The 14,878-nt window shown below is 72.1% G+C and carries 17 protein-coding genes; 8 read left to right on the top strand and 9 right to left on the bottom strand.

From position 1 onward, the window contains the following. Positions 1-64: 64 nt before the first annotated feature. The 3 genes from meaB to IE140_RS28695 are packed head-to-tail and all read right to left on the bottom strand — an operon-like array spanning position 65 to position 5,190. Positions 65-1,066, bottom strand: coding sequence for a methylmalonyl Co-A mutase-associated GTPase MeaB (gene meaB, locus IE140_RS28705; RefSeq protein WP_150194846.1), 1,002 nt, complete (start codon positions 1,064-1,066; stop codon positions 65-67). 12 nt (positions 1,067-1,078) lie between these two features. Further along, complete coding sequence (scpA, locus tag IE140_RS28700) at positions 1,079-3,328, bottom strand: methylmalonyl-CoA mutase (protein WP_150194848.1); 2,250 nt, start codon at positions 3,326-3,328, stop codon at positions 1,079-1,081. Further along, positions 3,328-5,190 carry a methylmalonyl-CoA mutase family protein gene (locus IE140_RS28695; protein WP_150194849.1) on the bottom strand — a complete coding sequence of 621 codons (1,863 nt, stop codon included), beginning with the start codon at positions 5,188-5,190 and terminating at the stop codon, positions 3,328-3,330. The genes scpA and IE140_RS28695 overlap by 1 nt, the downstream gene beginning before the upstream one ends. Before the next feature lie 266 nt (positions 5,191-5,456). Between IE140_RS28695 and IE140_RS28690 the strand changes: the two genes are divergently transcribed. Then, the gene (locus tag IE140_RS28690; RefSeq protein WP_150194850.1) at positions 5,457-5,975 is read left to right on the top strand and encodes a DUF6325 family protein; all 519 of its coding nucleotides are present in this window, start codon (positions 5,457-5,459) and stop codon (positions 5,973-5,975) included. Positions 5,976-6,041: 66 nt separating this feature from the next. Beyond that, complete coding sequence (locus tag IE140_RS28685; protein WP_093445419.1) at positions 6,042-6,839, top strand: tyrosine-protein phosphatase; 798 nt, start codon at positions 6,042-6,044, stop codon at positions 6,837-6,839. Positions 6,840-6,936: 97 nt separating this feature from the next. On the opposite strand, the gene IE140_RS28680 is transcribed toward IE140_RS28685, so the two are convergent. Continuing rightward, positions 6,937-7,560 (bottom strand): hypothetical protein, encoded by a 624-nt coding sequence (locus IE140_RS28680; RefSeq protein ID WP_150194851.1) that lies wholly within the window; start codon positions 7,558-7,560, stop codon positions 6,937-6,939. Beyond that, the gene (locus IE140_RS28675) at positions 7,557-8,135 is read right to left on the bottom strand and encodes a hypothetical protein (protein WP_150194852.1); all 579 of its coding nucleotides are present in this window, start codon (positions 8,133-8,135) and stop codon (positions 7,557-7,559) included. Before IE140_RS28675 ends, IE140_RS28680 begins: the two co-directional genes overlap by 4 nt. 220 nt (positions 8,136-8,355) lie before the next feature. Here IE140_RS28675 and IE140_RS28670 point away from each other — a divergent pair, with 220 nt between their 5' ends. Together IE140_RS28670 and IE140_RS28665 are read left to right on the top strand one after the other, a co-directional pair. After that, positions 8,356-8,760, top strand: a complete 405-nt coding sequence (locus IE140_RS28670) for a DnaJ family domain-containing protein (protein ID WP_150194854.1) — start codon at positions 8,356-8,358, stop codon at positions 8,758-8,760. Positions 8,761-8,797: 37 nt separating this feature from the next. After that, positions 8,798-9,310 carry a GNAT family N-acetyltransferase gene (locus IE140_RS28665; RefSeq protein ID WP_032765922.1) on the top strand — a complete coding sequence of 171 codons (513 nt, stop codon included), beginning with the start codon at positions 8,798-8,800 and terminating at the stop codon, positions 9,308-9,310. On the opposite strand, the gene IE140_RS28660 is transcribed toward IE140_RS28665, so the two are convergent. Beyond that, positions 9,288-9,668: a VOC family protein gene (locus IE140_RS28660; protein WP_093445414.1), complete on the bottom strand. Its 381-nt coding sequence runs from the start codon at positions 9,666-9,668 to the stop codon at positions 9,288-9,290. The two genes, IE140_RS28665 and IE140_RS28660, sit on opposite strands and share 23 nt — an antisense overlap. A gap of 209 nt (positions 9,669-9,877) precedes the next feature. On the opposite strand from IE140_RS28660, the gene IE140_RS28655 reads away from it, so the two are divergent. Further along, positions 9,878-10,411, top strand: coding sequence for a DUF6328 family protein (locus IE140_RS28655; protein ID WP_109177392.1), 534 nt, complete (start codon positions 9,878-9,880; stop codon positions 10,409-10,411). A gap of 7 nt (positions 10,412-10,418) precedes the next feature. Here IE140_RS28655 and IE140_RS28650 read toward each other — a convergent pair whose 3' ends face one another. From IE140_RS28650 to IE140_RS28640, 3 genes are all read right to left on the bottom strand, one after another. Continuing rightward, positions 10,419-11,231, bottom strand: coding sequence for a VOC family protein (locus tag IE140_RS28650; protein ID WP_150194856.1), 813 nt, complete (start codon positions 11,229-11,231; stop codon positions 10,419-10,421). A gap of 108 nt (positions 11,232-11,339) precedes the next feature. Continuing rightward, a complete protein-coding gene (locus IE140_RS28645; protein ID WP_093445411.1) occupies positions 11,340-12,254 on the bottom strand; it encodes a cation diffusion facilitator family transporter in 915 nt (304 codons plus the stop codon). A gap of 56 nt (positions 12,255-12,310) precedes the next feature. Further along, a complete protein-coding gene (locus IE140_RS28640) occupies positions 12,311-12,652 on the bottom strand; it encodes a DUF6479 family protein (RefSeq protein WP_150194858.1) in 342 nt (113 codons plus the stop codon). Between the two features lie 154 nt (positions 12,653-12,806). On the opposite strand from IE140_RS28640, the gene IE140_RS28635 reads away from it, so the two are divergent. From IE140_RS28635 to IE140_RS28625, 3 genes are all read left to right on the top strand, one after another. Continuing rightward, positions 12,807-13,199 (top strand): hypothetical protein, encoded by a 393-nt coding sequence (locus tag IE140_RS28635; protein ID WP_093445409.1) that lies wholly within the window; start codon positions 12,807-12,809, stop codon positions 13,197-13,199. 67 nt (positions 13,200-13,266) lie between these two features. Beyond that, a complete protein-coding gene (locus IE140_RS28630) occupies positions 13,267-13,827 on the top strand; it encodes a 2Fe-2S iron-sulfur cluster-binding protein (protein ID WP_150194860.1) in 561 nt (186 codons plus the stop codon). Continuing rightward, positions 13,824-14,825, top strand: coding sequence for an FAD binding domain-containing protein (locus tag IE140_RS28625; protein WP_150194862.1), 1,002 nt, complete (start codon positions 13,824-13,826; stop codon positions 14,823-14,825). The genes IE140_RS28630 and IE140_RS28625 overlap by 4 nt, the downstream gene beginning before the upstream one ends. The last annotated feature ends 53 nt before the right edge of the window (positions 14,826-14,878 follow it).

Below are 14,878 nucleotides of genomic sequence, written 5' to 3'. Positions count from 1 at the left end.
CGAGGGGCCCCTCCGTCCGGGGGCCCCTCGGTCCACTTCCTCTTCCGCACCTGCGCCGACGCGTTCAGGCGGACGTGCCCGATCCGCCGCGGAACGCGCCGAGGATCTCCTCGGCGGCCAGCGTCGCCGTCAACGTCCCCTCCCGGACCCGCTGTTCGAGCTCCGGCGCGAGCTTCCGCACCGCCGGGTGGCTGTACAGACTGTCCAGCAGCTCGTCCCGGACCATGGCCCAGGTCCAGTCCACCTGCTGGTCGCGGCGCTTGGCCGCCAGCCGGCCGGTGGACTCCAGAACCGTACGGTGCTGCTCCAGCCGGTCCCACAGCGTGTCGAGCCCGGTGGACTCGCGTGCGCTGCACGTGAGCACCGGCGGAGTCCAGGCCGCGTCCGCCGGATGCATCAGCCTCAGCGCGCCCGCCAGTTCGCGGGCCGCCGAGCGGGCGTCGCGCTCGTGCGGGCCGTCCGCCTTGTTCACCGCGATGGCGTCGGCCAGCTCCAGAACGCCCTTCTTGATGCCCTGCAACTGGTCGCCGGTACGGGCCAGGGTCAGCAGCAGGAACGTGTCGACCATGTTGGCCACCGCCGTCTCCGACTGCCCGACGCCCACCGTCTCCACCAGCACCACGTCGTACCCCGCCGCCTCCATCACCACGATGGACTCCCGGGTCGCCTTGGCCACCCCGCCCAGCGTGCCCGCCGTGGGGGAGGGGCGCACGAACGCGGCCGGGTCCACCGCCAGGCGCTCCATCCGGGTCTTGTCGCCCAGGATGGAGCCGCCCGTACGGCTGGAGGACGGGTCGACCGCCAGCACCGCCACCCGGTGGCCGAGCCCGGTGAGCATCGTGCCGAGGGCGTCGATGAACGTGGACTTGCCCACGCCCGGCACCCCGCTGATCCCGATCCGCCGGGCCGCACCCGCGTGCGGCAGCAGCCGGCTCAGCAACTGCTGGGCCAGCACCCGGTGTTCGGCCCGTGTCGACTCGACGAGCGTGATCGCGCGCGCCACGAACGCCCGCTTCCCGTCGAGCACTCCCTGCACATAACCGTCGATGTCGATCTTCGCAGCCATCCGGTCAGCGGCTCACAGCTCGTGGCCGAGCGCGGCACCGAGCCGCGTCACCAGGTCGTGGGCCGCGTCCGGGATCACCGTCCCCGGCGGGAAGACCGAGGCGGCGCCCGCCTCGTGCAGGGCCTCGACGTCCTGCGGCGGAATGACCCCGCCCACCACGATCATGATGTCCTCGCGCCCCTCGGCGGCCAACTCCTCGCGCAGCGCCGGCACCAGCGTCAGGTGACCCGCCGCCAGCGAGGAGACGCCCACGATGTGCACGTCGGCCTCGACGGCCTGCCGCGCCACCTCGCCCGGCGTCTGGAACAGCGGGCCGACGTCCACGTCGAAGCCCAGGTCGGCGAAGGCCGTGGCGATCACCTTCTGACCCCGGTCGTGGCCGTCCTGGCCCATCTTGGCGACCAGGATGCGCGGCCGACGGCCCTCCGCCTCCTCGAACGCGTCGACCAGCGCACGGGTCCGGTCCACGGAAGGGGACTCTCCTGCCTCTTTGCGGTACACACCGGAGATCGTACGGATCTGCCCCGCGTGCCTGCCGTACACCTTCTCCAGCGCGTCCGAGATCTCGCCGACCGTGGCCATCGCGCGCGCCGCGTCGACCGCGAGTGCCAGCAGATTGCCCTCAAGACCCGGACCGGGGTCGCTCTCGGCGGCGGCCGTCAGCGCCCGCAGCGCCTCCTGGCACGCCACCTCGTCGCGCTCCTCGCGCAGCCGGCGCAGCTTCTCGATCTGCTGCGTGCGCACCGAGGAGTTGTCGACCTTGAGCACGTCGATCTGCTCGTCGGTCTCCACCCGGTACTTGTTCACGCCGATCACCGGCTGCCGACCCGAGTCGATCCGCGCCTGCGTCCGTGCGGCCGCCTCCTCCACCCGGAGCTTGGGGATGCCCGCGTCGATGGCCTTCGCCATCCCGCCGGCCGCCTCGACCTCCTCGATGTGCTGCCAGGCCCGCTCCGCGAGGTCCCGCGTCAGCTTCTCCACGTACGCGCTGCCGCCCCACGGGTCGATGACCCGGCAGGTGCCGGACTCCTGCTGGAGCAGGAGCTGCGTGTTACGGGCGATCCGCGCCGAGAAGTCGGTGGGCAGCGCCAGCGCCTCGTCGAGCGCGTTGGTGTGCAGCGACTGGGTGTGCCCCTGCGTCGCGGCCATCGCCTCCACGCACGTACGCGTCACATTGTTGAACACGTCCTGGGCGGTCAGCGACCACCCCGAGGTCTGCGAATGGGTGCGCAGCGAAAGCGACTTGGGGTTCTTCGGGTCGAACTGCTTGACCAGGCGCGCCCACAGGAGCCGGGCCGCCCGCAACTTGGCGACCTCCATGAAGAAGTTCATCCCGATCGCCCAGAAGAACGACAGGCGCGGCGCGAACGCGTCGACGTCCAGGCCCGCTTCCTGTCCGGCACGCAGATACTCCACGCCGTCGGCGAGCGTGTACGCCAGCTCCAGATCGGCCGTCGCCCCGGCCTCCTGGATGTGATAGCCGGAGATCGAGATGGAGTTGTACCGGGGCATCTTCTGCGAGGTGAACGCGAAGATGTCGGAGATGATCCGCATCGAGGGCGACGGCGGATAGATGTAGGTGTTGCGGACCATGAACTCCTTGAGAATGTCGTTCTGAATGGTCCCGGCCAGCTTCTCGGGCGGTACGCCCTGTTCCTCGGCGGCCACGATGTACAGCGCCAGCACGGGAAGCACCGCGCCGTTCATCGTCATCGACACCGACATCCGGTCCAGCGGAATACCGTCGAACAACTGGCGCATGTCGTAGATGGAGTCGATCGCCACCCCGGCCATGCCGACGTCCCCCGTCACCCGGGGATGGTCGCTGTCGTAGCCCCGGTGGGTCGGCAGGTCGAAGGCGACTGACAGACCCTTCTGCCCGGCCGCGAGGTTGCGCCGGTAGAAGGCGTTGGACTCCTCGGCCGTGGAGAAACCGGCGTACTGGCGGATCGTCCAGGGCTGGTTGACGTACATCGTCGGGTAGGGGCCGCGCAGGTACGGGGCGATGCCCGGGTAGCTGTGCAGCGCGTCCAGGCCCTCCAGGTCCTCACCGGTGTAGAGCGGCTTGACCGTGATGCCCTCGGGCGTCTCCCAGAGCGGGGCCTCGGCACGGTCGGCCGCCTTGGTCACCGTCGCCTGCCACTCCCCGGCCGAAACGGCCGAAACGGCCGAAGCGGGGGAACCGGCGGACGCGGGAGGCGTGAGCGGCACGTCGGAGAAGTCGGGAACGGAGGATGTGCGGTCCGTGGGCGAGGTCGGCATCACGCCACTCCCATGCGGTCGAGAACGGAGGTGAGAACGGCGACCGCGTCGCAGCCCGCGAAGACATAGGAGTCGACATCGGCGTACTCGCCGGGGCGCCCCGCGAGGAACACCTGCGCCGCACCCGCCGACTTCAGCGCACCGGCCACCGGCTCCGCCTGCTCGGCGTAGAGCGCGTCCGACGAACAGAGCACCGCGACCGACGCCCCGGAGGCGGCCAGCGCACCGGCGGCGGTGACCGCGTCCACGGAGACCGGGTCGTGCACCGCCTCGATCCCGCCCGCCCCGAAGAGGTTGACGGCGAAGGAGACCCGCGCGGTGTGCGCGGCGGCCGGACCGAGCGCCGCGACGAACACCTTCGGGCGGCTTCCCGTCGCCGCGAGGTGCGCGTCCGACCGGGCGCGCAGCGCCTCGAACGCCTCGTCGCGGCGGACCCGGGGCAGACCGCCCGGAGTACCGGCGTAGGCGTCGGGGGCGGGCTCGCGCTCCACCGGGCGCTCACCGGGCATCGGGAACTCGCTGACCCCGGTGATCGGTTCCCTGCGACGCGCCAGCTTCGCGCTCCGAGCCGCCCAGGTGGCGGCCAGGCGCTCCGCGACCGTCCCCGAACGCAGGGCGGCGGGCAGACCGCCCGCCCGCTCGGTCTCCTGGAAGAACGCCCAGGCGGCCGCGGCGAGTTCGTCGGTCAGCCGCTCCACGTACCAGGAGCCGCCCGCCGGGTCGATGACCCGCGCCAGATGCGACTCCTCCATCAGGATCGTCGAGGTGTTACGGGCGATCCGCCGCGCGAACGCGTCCGGCAGGCCCAGTGCGTGATCGAACGGCAGCACGGTCACGGAGTCCGCGCCGCCCACCCCCGCGCCCAGCGTGGCGAGCGTGGTGCGCAGCATGTTCACCCACGGGTCGCGGCGCGTCATCATCACCGGCGAGGTGACGGCGTGCTGCCGCTGCGCCCCGGCGGCGGGAGCGCCCGACGCCTCGGCGACCCGCGCCCACAGCCGGCGCGCGGCGCGCAGCTTGGCGATGGTCAGGAACTGGTCGGCGGTGGCCGCGTAACGGAACTCCAACTGCCCGCAGGCCGCCTCCACGCTCATCCCGGCAGCGGTCAGGGCCCGCAGATAGGCGACACCGGTGGCCAGGGAGAGCCCCAGCTCCTCACCGGCCGAACCGCCCGCCTCGTGGTACGGCAACGCGTCCGCGACGATCGCCCGCAGCCCCGGGTACTCCGCTTCGCACCGCTGGGCCCAGCGCACGGCGGGGGCGAGGTCCGCCTCGACGCCGGTCCGGGCCTCATGGCCGAGCGGATCGGCGCCCAGCGTGCCCCGCGCCTCGCTCTTCGCCACGCCGCGCTCCTCATACAGGTGCAGCAGCTCCGTCGCGGCGGCGTCCAGGTCGGCCGGGGCGTCGAGCGAAAGGGGTGCGAGATCGAGGTACACGCCCTCCAGCGCCCGCGCGAGCCCGTCGACAGGGACGCCCGCGGGGCCGCCCACCGTGAACCAGAGCGAGGTGACCCCGTTCTCCAGATCGCCGAGCAGCGCCTCGTTGAGCCGGGACGGGTCGGTCAGGGCATGGCGCTGGCGCACGTCCCAGCCGCCCGCCGCGTTCCCCTCGGGCCTGCTGCCCCGGGTGAAGGGGGCGAAGCCGGGGAAGCCGGTGTCCGGCGACTCGTCGCTCGCGGTGTAGAGGGGGCGGGTGGTGAGCCCGTCCTCCAGTGTGGTGGACAGCGCTTCCTCGGCGGCCGAGCCCGTGACTTCCTTGCCCGACTTGCGCAGTACGCCTTCGACGAGGCTCTGCCACTGGTCATGGGAAGGGTCGGGGAACGCGGCGGCCGGAGAGAGCCCGTCAGCAGGCTGGACCGTCATGCTCAGATGCTAGGGCAGCGCGCCGAAGGAGCAGCAGGGGCACGTGCTGTGACCTTGCCCTCTCGGGCATGTACTTGATCCTTTACATACGGTCGCGTAACCGGCTCGACGGACGGACGAGGGCAACACGACGATTCTCGACATCAGATGAATTCGGGCACTGATGCATATTATGTGCGAAGTTTCCTGTTTTCTTATGCCATCCCTGGAATGCCGTATCCACCCCGGCGCCCCCGCGGCCGCCGGGATACGGAGAGGACGCGACCGTGGCCGTCGGACCTGTGGAACACCTCGTCATCGCCTTCCCCGGCGGTCGCTTCTCCCGGGCGGTCGCCCCCGCTCTCGCCGAAGCCGTGTCGTCCGGTGCCGTACGCGCCGGTGACCTGGCTTTCGTCCGGCGGGCCGAAGGCGGAGCACCGGCCCCCGTGGAACTGCGGGAGCTGGACCCCGAGGGGGTGATTCCCGCCGATACGGCCGAGGGCGGGGCGGCGGCGGTGCTGAGCTCGGAGGACATCGACCGGCTCGACCGGGGCGTACCGGCGGGCGATGTCGTCGCGATCGTCGTCAGGGAGGACCTGTGGACCACGGAACTCGCCCGGACGGCCCGGGAGGCGGGCGGCGCGTTCGTGGCGCACGAGCGCCTCGGGACCCCCGGGGCGGAGGCGGACGAGGCCGCGGGCGACGACATCATCGACCGGCTGGAGCGGCTCACCGGACTGTGGAAGCGCGAGATCCTCACCGACGCCGAGTTCGTGGAGCAGAAGACCAGGCTTCTGTCGGACTGACGCGCACGACGTTGTTCCTGGTCATGGGGAATTCCTGGAATTCATCGGGGAAAGAGGCAGTTCATCGTGCAGACCGCCCGGACCGTTCCGGCCGCCACCGTCGTCAATCTGCGCGACCTGGGAGGCATCGCCCTCGGGCGTGACCGCCGGGTGCGGCAGGGCGTCCTGTTCCGCTCGGGGCAACTGAGCGAGCTCGACCCGGCACGCGACCGCGCGGTGGCGGCGCTCGGCATCCGCACCGTCGTGGACCTGCGCACCGCCGACGAGCGCCAGTGGGCCCCGGACCGGCTGCCGGACCGGGCCCGGCTCTTCGTCGCCGACGTGCTGGGCGACCATCCGGGCGTGGCGCCCGCCCGGCTGCGCTCCCTGCTCGCGGACCCGGTCGAGGCCGAGCGGACACTCGGGGGCGGCCGGGCCGAGGAACTCTTCGCCGAGACCTACCGCAAGATGGTCCTCTCACCGGGCGCCGCGGCCGCCTGTCGGGCCTTCCTGGAGACAGCGGCCGATCCGGCGGCCCGACCGCTGCTGTTCCACTGCACGGCGGGCAAGGACCGTACCGGCTGGGCGGCGGCTGTCCTGCTCATGATCCTGGGGGCGCCCCGCGTGACGGTGCGCGCCGACTTCCTCGCGGTCAACCCCGCCCTGCGGACCGCCTTCGCCCCGCAGGTGACGAAGTTCCTGGACGGCGGCGGCGACCCCGGCGTCGCCGCGGCGATCATCGAGGTCCGCCCGCGCTATCTCGATGTGGCGCTCGATGCCATGGACGAGCGGTGGGGCGGCCTCGACGGCTACGTCCGCAACGGCCTGCGCGTGCCCGACGCCGTACTGGAACGGCTGCGCGAGGGGCTGGTGGTCCGCGGCTGAGGCGGACGACCGAGGCGCCGCCACGTGCGAAGGGGCCGGTCCGGCCGAGAAGCCCTCGGCCGGACCGGCCCCTTCACACGGCTCGTACGAGGCCCCGTCACAGGCGTACGAGACGCTCCGTGAGGTCGCGGTAGTGCTGAAGGGCGATCCGCAGATCCTCGGTGTCCGCCCCGGAGTCCGCACCGCTCCCGTCCTTCCCGGACCGCAGCAGCCGCCCGCGTTCCGCCAGCGCGGCTCCGAGGTCTGCGACGACCTCCTCGAACGTGGCGTCGGCGTCCCGCACCGCCCGGTGAGGGTCCTCCACGAACCCGGTCACCGCCTGCTGGATCCGGGCGGCGAAGGCCTCCTGCTCGGCGGGGGCGAACAAGGGCTTACCCAGTCCCGGGCCGTCCCCGGAGGGCCGCCCCACGGAGTCGGAACCGGCCTCGGGGCCCGTTTCGCCGGGCGCCGTGCGCGGTTCCGGGGGCCTGACGGCTGCGGGGTCCGGGGTGTGCGGGGTGCCGCCGACGGAGGTCTCCTGGGCCCCCTCGGCATGCCCTGCGGAGCCCGGGGCCGTCGTGGGCGGCCGGACCGGATCGGTCTCTTTGCCCGTGACCGTCCTCGTGGCCGGGTCGGGCGTGCCCGGTCGCCTGACAGGCGTACCCGTGTCGATGGGCCCGGCGCCCTTCGGGAGTCCGGTCCCGGCGACAGCGTCCGTCCCGTCGTTCGGTGTGCGCGTCATGACGTACCCCGTCCCTTCACAAGATTCCGGTTGCCGTGTTCACGCCCCGACGGGCCGCCCGCGAGCAGGTCGTCGAAGAGCTTGCGGGCCTCGATGAGGGCCTCGCGCCTGTCCTCGGTGCTCGCGTCCCCGTTCCGCGCGGTGTGCACCCGGCGGTATCCGTCGACATGGGCGGCGTGGTGCACGGAGAGGGCGTCCGTACGGTCCTCGAAGTTCTCGCCGTCCGGAAAGCCACGCTCGCGCGACAGATCGGCCAGCAGCGCGTCGGCCTCGGTGAGCGAGCGCTCCGGCGATTCGACGAACAGTTCCTGGGCGCCCGCCCAGCGGGCGGCGTAGCGGGCGCGGGCCTCCTCGGTCAGCGGGCGCTCCTCGATGGCCCCGTGCCGCTTCACCCGGTCACCGAGCTCCCGCTCGGCCGCCTCGGTGTCGCCGCCGTGCCGGGCGACCACCCGGTCGTACTCCGGCCCGAAGCGGCTGCGCAGCCCCCGGCCACCGGTGAGACGTCCACGGAGGAGGAGGAACGCGGCGATGGCCGCCACGGCGACCACGGCGATGATGATGATCGCTGTCGTCACGGCTACCGCCCCCAACGTTCATCGGCCGGTACGTAGCTCTGCTGTCGCACAGTGGTCAACCCCTCTCGGTCCGGGCCCGGCGGCAATCGCCGGACGGCGTGCAGGAGTTCGTGTACCCCCGGATCCCCGTTCGAGGCGGCCTCCCGCGCCGGAAGGCTCCGCGCGCCGCCCTGTGTAGGGTGAAAAGCGTCGGATCGACGGCAGGCCGGAGGGACACGCGATGACGGAGCGCAAACCACCTGGGGTCAGCTTCGAGTCCTGGGTCGACCGACAGATCCACGAGGCGCAGGAGCGCGGCGACTTCTCACGGCTCCCCGGCTTCGGCAAACCGATCGCCGGCCTGGAACGCCCGTACGACGAGGCCTGGTGGATCAAGCAGAAGATGCAGCGGGAGGGCGTGTCGATGCTGCCGCCCGCACTGGCCCTGCGCAGAGAGGTGGAGGACGTCCCCGCCGCGGTGGCCGCGGCCCGCACCGAGCCCGAGGTACGGCGCATCCTGACCGAGGTGAACGAGAAGATCGAGCGGGCCGTCAGGATGCCCCCCGAGGGCCCGCCGCTGCACCTGAAGCCCTTCGACGTCGAGGCGGCCGTCCGCCGCTGGCGCGAGGAGCGCCGCACCGCCTGAGACCCGCCGCCGCAGAGCGGTGCCTGATAATCGCCATATGGAAGCGAGCAGCGCAGGACGACGGAGCGGGCGCGCCCCGCACCGTGCCGACGTGGTGATCCGCCGGGCCGTGGCGCGCGACGCCGCCCGGCTGACCCGCCTGGTCCGCACGTCACGCGCCTACGAGGGGCCGTACGCCCCGATGGTCGCGGGCTACCGGGTCGGACCGGACTACATCGAGGCACACCGGGTCTTCATCGCCGCGGACGAGGCCACAGGCCAGGTCCTCGGTTTCTACGCGCTGCTCCTCGACCCGCCCGAACTGGATCTGATGTTCGTCGCCGACGCCGCCCAGGGGCTCGGCATCGGCCGGCTGCTCGCCGCCCATCTGCGGGAAGAGGCCCGGAGCGCCGGGCTCACAGGCGTCCGGATCGTTTCCCACCCGCCCGCCGAGGGCTTCTACCGGAGCATCGGCGCCGAACCCGTCGGCACGGTCCGGGCGCGCCCGCCGGCGGTGATGTGGGACCGCCCCGAACTCCTGCTCCCGGTCAGCCGCCGTACGGGCGGGTGATCAGCTCCAGCCAATGACCGCCGGGATCGGGGAAGTACACGCCCCGCCCGCCGTCATTGTGGTTGATCTCGCCGGGGTGCTTCTTGTGGGGATCGGCGTAGAACTCGATTCCCCGCGCCTGGATCTTCGCGAACGCGGAGTCGAACTCCGCCTCCGAGATGAGGAAGGCGTAGTGCTGCGGGGTGATCGAAGCGGCGGGAATCGTCGCGAAATCCAGCGTGACGCTGTTCGCGAGAACGACCGGAATGAACGGGCCCCACTCCTCGCCGACCGTCAGATCCAGCAGATCCGCGAAGAATTCGGCGGACTCGCGGTTGTCCTTGCAATGGACGATGGTGTGGTTCAACTCGACTGACACGGTGGAATGCCTCCAACGGGCATCTCACGGGCTACCTCCACGCCTCACCCGGCCGGTGACCGACGCGCGATGCCGTGTGGCGATCTTAGACGCGCCGCACAGCTGGGTCGAGTGCGTTCGGGCATGGCCCCGCGCCGCCGGGGCACCTGTAGTCCCGAATCGAACGTCTGTATAAGCGCCCCGGTCGGGTCGAGACGAGGAGAACACCGATGACGGAGACCCATGGCAGAGGCCGGGAGGAGACCCAGGAGGAGCGGGCGGACCGGCAGTGGTCCGAACTCCTCCAGGAACTGCGTGTCGCGCAGACCGGGGTGCAGATCCTCTTCGGCTTCATGCTCGCGGTGGTCTTCCAGGAGCGGTTCACGGACCTGGTGGAGGTCGACCGGAACATCTACGTGGTGACCGTGATGCTGGGCGCGGCGACCGCGGCGACGCTCATCGGCCCCGTCTCGTACCACCGGCTGCTCACGGGCCGCCGGATGAAGCCCCAGACGGTGATCTGGGCCTCGCGCATGACCGTCCTCGGCCTGGTCCTGCTGTTCTGCACCATGTGCTCGACGCTGCTGCTGATCCTGCGTGTCGCCCTGCACAACCAACTGGCCCTCTGGCTGGTCGGCGCCATGGCACTGTGGTTCCTGCTCTGCTGGTTCGGCTTCCCGCTGTGGGCCGTCGCCAAGGGGCGCTCCGGTCCGCGCGTGGACGACACGGACGATGGGGACGACCGGGGGAGCGACCGGGCCTGAGGGCCGGTCAGGCGGGGCTGCGCACATCCGTCACCGCGAACAGCGCGCCGTCCGGATCGCGCAGCGTGACCTCGGTGCCCTCGAAGCCGGTGCGGTCCTCGACCAGGGTGCCGCCGTGCCGCTCGGCCGCGGCGACCGTCTCCGCGAGGTCTTCCACGGGGAACTGGACCTGCCAGTGCGGGCGCACCAGCGGGTCGGCCGCGGCCTCCACGGCCCCGGAACTGATCCGGGCCAGCGGATGGCCCTCGCAGCGCACGATGACCTCCTCGCCCTCGTACGCGACATCGCAGCTCCCCGGACGCCCGCTCGCCCAGTCGAGCACCTCGCCGTAGAAGATCGCCGCGTCGAAGGCGTTCCTGGTCCGCAGCCGCAGCCAGGAGTGCGCGTGGTCGGCGGGGGCCGCCGGCGACGTGGAGGGTTCGGTGCGCTCCCACAGGCCGAAGGACGCCCCGTCCCGGTCCGAGGCCAGCACCCCGCGCCCCTTGCCGAGCGTCAGCGGGCCCACCGCCACGGTCCCGCTGCGCTCGCGGATCCGGGCGGCGGCCACGTTCGCGTCCTCCACCGCGAAGTACGGCGTCCAGGCGACCGCGACCTGGAACGCCGAGGAGACGGCGAAGAGGCCGGCCACCGGGACCTGGCCGCGGTAGGCGACCGAGAAGTCCGACCCGAGCCGCCCGGGCCGCAACGACCAGCCGAGGACCTGGGAGTAGAACCGCTCGGCGGTCTCCCGGTGCCGCGTCATGAGGGTGACCCAGCACGGTGCGGCCGGCCCCGTCAGGGGCGCTGCCGAGGAGGCCGTACGGGGATCGCTTCCGGTCATGGTCCACTGCCTTCTTCGGGGAGCGGCGTCCTGCCCGGCCGCTGCGGTCCAGCAACCAGCCTTGACCGGCCCGCCCGGTCCCGCAACGCGGGCCGCGACCGCCCGGGGTCACAGCCCGGTGCGCGGCGGGGCGTTCGTGATGTCGAGGAAGACCTGGTCGGCCTGCGGCCACCGGTCGGCCATCGCCTCCCTGATACGCATCGAGACCTCCTCGACGCGCTCGCTGTCGATACCGGGGGCGAGGTCGATCCGGGCGGCCACCAGGACCGAGTCCATGCCGAGACGCATCGTGAGCAGCTCGGCGACGTTGTCGATCTCTCCCTGGCGCATCAGGAAGCCCACCAGATCGCGGCGCAGCTCCGGATCGACGGCCTCGCCGATCAGCTGGTCGCGGGCGTCCCGTCCGAGCCGGAAGGCCACGTACACGAGCAGCAGCCCGATCCCCAGCGAGGCCGCAGCCTCCCACACCACACTGCCGGTGGCCAGATGCAGCCCCATCCCCGCCATCGCCAGGGTCACGCCGAGGACCGCCGTGCTGTCCTCCGCGATGACGGTACGCAGCGCCGGGTCCAGCGAACCGCGCTTCTCGCCACGCGCCTGGTGCAGGGCGCGGGTGAGGGAGGTGGCCTCGGCGACGAAGGCGACGCCCAGAACGATCAGCCCCGCCGTGTACCCCTCGGGCGACTCCTGCTCGTCCCGGCGCAGCGCGGAGAGCCCCTGGTAGAACGAGAAACAACCGCCCATCACGAAGATACCGACAGCGGCCAGCAGCGCCCAGAAGAAGCGCTCCTTGCCGTATCCGAACGGATGACGGGCGTCGGCGGGACGGCGGCTGCGCCGGAGCGCGGCGAGGAGGAACACCTCGTTCAGGCTGTCGGCGACCGAGTGGGCGGCCTCGGACAGCAGGGCGGGGGAGCCGGAGGCCAGTCCGCCCACGGTCTTGGCCGCCGCGATCACGAGGTTGGCCGCGAGCGCGACCAGGACCGTGAGACGCGTACGTCGGTCGGCGGCCGAGCCGGCCATCACTACCTCCTGGACAGAGGGGGCCGGCGTGACGCGCCCCCCTGGGGACGGGCGGGTCAGTTGCGAGGCTGTTCTTCGTCGGGCGGCATCGGGTGGTTGCCGTGGTCCTTGAGCTCGTACGGCGACAGGGCGTGGCCGTCCTCGGGGAAGCGGTCGGAGGAATGCGGGTCGGTCTGCTCGATGTGCGTACGCCGCTCGGGCTTCTCCGGCTGCTCATGGGGCTGGGGCGGCGGCGGCTCGGCGTCGTGCTTGCGCTTGCTGAGGAGGAAGCCGCCGATCAGCAGGGCCACGACGGCCACTGCCACGACGCCCATGAAAATCCCCAGAGCCCCCGTGCCGTCCGCGAGCGTGGTCCCGTCGGGCGCATCGGCCGCATTGACTGCCATCAGAACATCCATGTCATCGGCATACCCCGAGAGAAGGGCATCAGTCAGCTATTCACAGCAATTCATGTTTTATGGGTATCTCAGAGGAAACGGGTTTCACCACTGCGAGTCAGGACAGCCCTCCTGCCCGCACTCCGGAAGTTCAGGCATCTCGGAAGGAACCACGGTGAACAGCACTCCCGAGCAGAGCGGCGGCGAGGAGCACCCGGCAGGCCGGGAGGTGGTGGTCTCGCTCAGCCGCTGCGACACCGAGGACGCCCGAACCGTGTTCGACGTGCTCGCCACCGGCTTCGCCTCCGACCACCCGATGGGCGAGACCCCCGAGCAGACCTCCGGCCCCCGTCCGACCGTCTGGGTCACCACCGTCGACGTGTCCGAGCCGAAGGCCGACGCCACCCCCGCCCACCTCACCGCACCGGTCACGGTGGACGCCCAGGGCGGCTACTGGGCCGTCGACCGGCTGCGTACGCATCTCACCGGGGCCTTCGCGGTGAGCGTCGTCGGCACGGCCGCCGGCGACCAGGAGCAGGAGGTCCGGCTGCGGCTGCAGAGCCGCTGACCGGCCGGAAGACACCCGAGCACGACCGGGGCGGGACCTGCCCCGTGGCGAAGCGAAAGGCGCGCGCATGGATTCCCTCGCTCTCGGAGCGGACCTCGAACCGGAACCGGTCGTCGACGAACACTCCACCGTGACCCTCTTCGTCAACGGCGAGGAGACGACGCTGACCGTCGACCACCGCGCCACGGTCCTGGAGACGCTCCGCGAGAGTTTCGGCCTCACCGGAGCCAAGAAGGGCTGCGACCACGGCCAGTGCGGAGCCTGCACGGTGCTCGTCGACGAGCGGCGGGTCAACAGCTGCCTGCTGCTCACCGTCACCCAGGACGGCGCCGTGATCACCACGGTGGAGGGGCTCGCCGACGGCGAGAGCCTGCACCCGGTGCAGCAGGCGTTCGTCGAGCGGGACGCCCTCCAGTGCGGCTTCTGCACCCCCGGCCAGATCTGCTCGGCCGTGGGCATGCTCCGCGAGGCCGCCGACGGGCACCCCTCGCACGTCACCGGGCCGGACGACGCGACCGGGCCGGTCGCACTCGACGCCGCCGAGATCCGGGAACGCATGAGCGGCAACCTGTGCCGGTGCGGGGCCTATCCCCGGATCGTCGAAGCCATCGAGGACGTGATCGAGTGAAACCTTTCGGCTATGCGCGCCCCGCCTCCACCGACGAGGCCGTCCGGCTCTGCGCGGCCGGTCCCGGCGCCCGCTTCCTGGGCGGCGGCACCAATCTGGTGGACCTGATGAAGCTCGGTGTGGAGACACCCCGGGTCCTCATCGACGTCTCGGGGCTGCCCCTGCACCGGGTGACCCGGACGGCGGAAGGCGGTCTGAGCATCGGAGCCACCGTGCGCAACAGCGACCTCGCCGCTCACCCCGACGCGACGGAGCACTACCCGGCCCTGTCCCAGGCGCTGCTGGCCGGGGCCTCCGGCCAGCTCCGCAACGCGGCCACCACCGGCGGCAACCTGCTCCAGCGCACCCGGTGCCGCTACTTCCAGGACGTCTCCAAGCCCTGCAACAAACGGCTTCCCGGCTCCGGCTGCCCCGCGCGCGAGGGAACCCACCGCGACCTGGCGATCCTCGGGCACTCGCCGGAGTGCGTGGCCACCAACCCGTCCGACATGGCCGTGGCGCTCGCCGCGCTGGACGCGACCGTGCACCTCCTGGGGCCCGAGGGGGAACGGTCCGTGCCGCTCACCGAATTCCACCGCCTCCCGGAGGAGAACCCCGACCAGGACACCGTGATCAGGCCCGGCGAGCTGATCACCGAGGTGGTGCTCCCGCCGCCGGTGCCCGGGGCGGTCTCCCGCTACCGCAAGGCCCGCGACCGGGCAAGCTTCGCCTTCGCGCTGGTCTCCGTCGCCGCGACGCTCCGGGTGGCGGCGGGCCGGGTCGAGCACGCCACGCTCGCGTTCGGCGGCGTCGCCCACCGGCCATGGCGGGCCCGCAGGGCCGAGGCCGAACTGCGTGACGCCCCGGCCACCCCCGCCGCCTTCCAGCACGCCCTGATCGCCGAACTGGCCGAGGCGCGTCCGCTCCGCGACAACGCGTTCAAGGTGGACCTCGCCCGCCGCCTCGCCCTGGACGTACTCGGCGAACTCACGGAGCGGCAGCCGGCCCGGACCGGCTGATCCGCCGTCCCGGCCGAACCCGCCGGACCGGGCCGAGCGCCCGCGTCCCGGCT

Source organism: Streptomyces parvus (genome assembly GCF_014648875.1).
Lineage (GTDB): Bacteria > Actinomycetota > Actinomycetes > Streptomycetales > Streptomycetaceae > Streptomyces > Streptomyces parvus.
The sequence above is the reverse complement of the archived record's forward strand: the minus strand, read 5'-3'. Positions and strand labels throughout refer to the sequence as shown.

Excerpts from the sequence above, each read along its gene's own strand:
- meaB (WP_150194846.1), bottom strand. The coding sequence starts at position 1,066 with ATGGCTGCGAAGATCGACATCGACGGTTATGTGCAGGGAGTGCTCGAC.
- scpA (WP_150194848.1), bottom strand. The coding sequence starts at position 3,328 with ATGCCGACCTCGCCCACGGACCGCACATCCTCCGTTCCCGACTTCTCC.
- IE140_RS28695 (WP_150194849.1), bottom strand. The coding sequence starts at position 5,190 with ATGACGGTCCAGCCTGCTGACGGGCTCTCTCCGGCCGCCGCGTTCCCC.
- IE140_RS28680 (WP_150194851.1), bottom strand. The coding sequence starts at position 7,560 with ATGACGCGCACACCGAACGACGGGACGGACGCTGTCGCCGGGACCGGA.
- IE140_RS28670 (WP_150194854.1), top strand. The coding sequence starts at position 8,356 with ATGACGGAGCGCAAACCACCTGGGGTCAGCTTCGAGTCCTGGGTCGAC.
- IE140_RS28665 (WP_032765922.1), top strand. The coding sequence starts at position 8,798 with ATGGAAGCGAGCAGCGCAGGACGACGGAGCGGGCGCGCCCCGCACCGT.
- IE140_RS28655 (WP_109177392.1), top strand. The coding sequence starts at position 9,878 with ATGACGGAGACCCATGGCAGAGGCCGGGAGGAGACCCAGGAGGAGCGG.
- IE140_RS28650 (WP_150194856.1), bottom strand. The coding sequence starts at position 11,231 with ATGACCGGAAGCGATCCCCGTACGGCCTCCTCGGCAGCGCCCCTGACG.
- IE140_RS28645 (WP_093445411.1), bottom strand. The coding sequence starts at position 12,254 with ATGGCCGGCTCGGCCGCCGACCGACGTACGCGTCTCACGGTCCTGGTC.
- IE140_RS28640 (WP_150194858.1), bottom strand. The coding sequence starts at position 12,652 with ATGGATGTTCTGATGGCAGTCAATGCGGCCGATGCGCCCGACGGGACC.
- IE140_RS28630 (WP_150194860.1), top strand. The coding sequence starts at position 13,267 with ATGGATTCCCTCGCTCTCGGAGCGGACCTCGAACCGGAACCGGTCGTC.